Source organism: Candidatus Magnetominusculus xianensis (assembly GCA_001541255.1).
In the GTDB taxonomy this organism is placed as follows: Bacteria; Nitrospirota; Thermodesulfovibrionia; order Thermodesulfovibrionales; family Magnetobacteriaceae; genus Magnetominusculus; species Magnetominusculus xianensis.
Genome location: LNQR01000096.1, coordinates 1 through 1,635, shown reverse-complemented (window position 1 = coordinate 1,635; position 1,635 = coordinate 1). Strand labels below are relative to the sequence as shown.

General features: G+C 47.8%; 1 protein-coding gene and 1 pseudogene. Both read left to right on the top strand.

What is annotated here, in order from left to right:
• Positions 1-566 (top strand): annotated as a pseudogene (locus ASN18_RS12930) (hypothetical protein); the annotation flags it as partial.
• A gap of 126 nt (positions 567-692) precedes the next feature.
• A partial coding sequence (locus ASN18_RS12925; RefSeq protein ID WP_157072988.1) for an IS1 family transposase occupies positions 693-1,635 on the top strand: 943 nt, incomplete at its 3' end.

Below are 1,635 nucleotides of genomic sequence, written 5' to 3'. Positions count from 1 at the left end.
GTCTGAATAGCAGCAACAGCAGCAAACCACCCTCAAGCGATGGGTTGAACAAACCACCGGCAAGAAAAAAAGGCATCGAATGCGAAAAAGAAAATTCTGATTTTGGCAAATTCTTTTGCATTCATAAAAAAGTTCTTGAGTCAACCCCTGCATACGATATCAATCTTGATCATACGACACCGAGCACATGGTTGAATAAATTTAAAAATAAAATAAAGAGAGAGCTTAGGCCAGAGGATAAAATTACAAGAGAGGAATTAGCATATTTTCTTGCAATGGTGCATGGTTATAATCCAATCGTGTCATCTGGTGAAAATACGCGATTCGACAGAAAGTACAGTAACTACTATACTGATGTAAATAACTCAATTCCAAATGTAATTTCAGATTTTTTCTATGAGATTGCATATTGTACTGAAAAAGGATTAATGGGTGAATATAATGGGATGAATCTTCTAAAGTCACCATCTTTCCGTCCAAAAGTACTGGCTAATAGAGCAGAGGTCGTTTCGGCAATCGGTAAAACTTTAAAGATTATAAATTCAAAATCCGTTCGAAAGGAATAAGAAGCGAAAAATCCCAGGGGCGCGGGGACAGAGTCCCCGCAATGGTTGAGACAGTCTGTAGGGCACTGGGCTCCGACTGTTCTGACCGCCCTTGACTGACGCTGGCAGAAGCTGTAATTCAGTCTCATGAACATTAACGAAACCATTACCTGTCCATCGTGTCGGCTTGTCGGTGCTGTTATCGACAAGCGGTACGTCACCGTCCATAACGGGCATCGTGTATTGCTGCGCTGCCAAGCCTGCGGCGTTCGATTCTCCGAGACCTATGGGACGCCTATGGAGCATCTGAAATCATCAATCAGTAAAGTGTCGTTGGCCATCAGGATGCGTGACGAAGGCATGGGATTGAGGGCAACGGGACGTGTCGTTGGTTCGCACAAGAATACGATCGCCGAGTGGGAGGAACGCTTTGCCGGTCAGAAAGAGACCTTGATGCTGTACGGCCTGTGCCACGAGTTTCTGCGTCTTACGTTTGAAGGAGATGAACTGTACACGATCATTGGCAAGCGTACGGATCCCAGCCAATCATCGGGTTGGACGGCAATCATCATGGAACGCGGCAGTCGGTTTCTGGTGGATCAGCGTTGCGGCAAGAAAGACGGCAAACTGTTCAAAGATGTCATGAAGGGGGTGTGCCGGTTTGTCCGACAGACGAATGATTTTTCTTTCTTTTCAGATGGTGAACGTCGGTACGGGCAGACCTTGTTTGAACTGTGCTCGGAGGTCTTGAAAACCGGGAAGAGGGGACGCCCTCGGCATGTACTGCCCAAAGGGGTCAAAGTCAGAATCAAGAATAAAGGCAGCCAGAAGCACAAACGGGGACCGAAGCGGCCCAAGTACCAAGCTCCGCAACCCGAACATCCAGAAACCGTGCAAGACGTCCGTGATCAGGAGATCCATGCCAATCATCTGGAGGGGCAGAACGCCGCTACCCGTCGTCGCAACAGCGCCTTTCGACGACGAACAAACACCTACGCCAAGATGACTGAAGGGCTGCAAAGGACGCTGGATGTCCATTTGATCACTCATAACTTTGTTCGTCGTCATTGGACGACAGGTGAGGTGCCAG